General features: G+C 51.7%; 1 protein-coding gene. It reads right to left on the bottom strand.

Annotated features, from left to right (window positions below):
- Positions 1–159 precede the first annotated feature (159 nt).
- The coding region (locus DXA36_RS32540; protein ID WP_118683632.1) for a virulence-associated E family protein at positions 160–1,119 on the bottom strand (960 nt) is incomplete at its 5' end.

Here is a 1,119-nt window from a genome sequence, read left to right as displayed (position 1 = left end):
CAAACAATCTCAATCTGGCGATGGTTACTATTTATACTTTTCTTTTATTTTTCTGTTGTTTTGGTTGTTATAAAGGAGAAAAGTCCGGAAATAAGGGGTTTTCCCCGGCAACCGGCTCGGCAACGGGATAGCAACAGGGGGTGCAACGGGCTGTCATTTTCAGAATGGAAGCTCCATCTGTTCTGTGACCTCCACAAAACCGTCCATCGTTTTTTCAGACGGGTTGCCGGAGTCCGTTGCCGGGTTTTCACGCTCCCAGCCCTTTTGTCTGCCATATTCGGAAAACATTCTTGGGTTCGGGAAGTACCGCCAGCGGTCAATGCATTGGTTCATAATCTCGTTGATTTCCCGTATTTCCCATTGCTTCGGCTCGTCAAAGGCATGGTTCAAGGCTTCCTTGTAGAGCTGCTTGGAGCAGACCATGCTCCCGGTGTACCTATCAAGATACGCCTGTATCATTCCGGCTTTGGTGTCCTCCGGCATAAAATCCCGCTGGTGTTCTTTGAGATACCGCTGCATGTCGGGGCTGAAAGCCAGCTTGAACCTGCCGCTTCGGTAAATCTCCATCGCTTCTGCCCACATCTGCTCGATATAGGCTCTGGAAGCAGTTTCGTCCTCCAAAATGTGAACCTCGGCTTGCTCCGGGTACACCATGACAGGGATAAAGCGGCGGTTGCCGGAACGGTCAAGGGGCAGGAAGTCAAGGGCATTGGAAGTGCCGCCAAACACGCACTGACGGGGGCGGTCTGCCGGGTGGGTTTCATAGGGTATCTTGTAAACCTCTTTCTGCCGGCTTAAAAACGACTTGATTTCTTCGATGCTCTTGGCGTTTGCGGTTGCCATCATTTCCGACATTTCGATAATCCAGTGACCTTGCAGCTTTCGGTACACATTGTCATCGTCCAGCTTCCGCAAATCATCGGAGAACCACTCGTCCCGGATTGCCAGCAGACGGAAGAAAGTGGACTTGCCAGCCCCCTGACCGCCTACCAGACAGAGCATGATTTCAAATTTGCACCCCGGCTGAAAGGCTCGTGAGATTGCACCCAGCAAGAACAGCTTCAACGCTTCATAGGTGTAATCGTCTGCGTCAGCCCCCAGAAAGTGCCGCAGGCAGAA

Origin of the sequence: Eisenbergiella sp. OF01-20, assembly GCF_003478085.1 — a bacterium.
GTDB lineage: Bacteria > Bacillota > Clostridia > Lachnospirales > Lachnospiraceae > Eisenbergiella.
The sequence above is the reverse complement of the archived record's forward strand: the minus strand, read 5'-3'. Positions and strand labels throughout refer to the sequence as shown.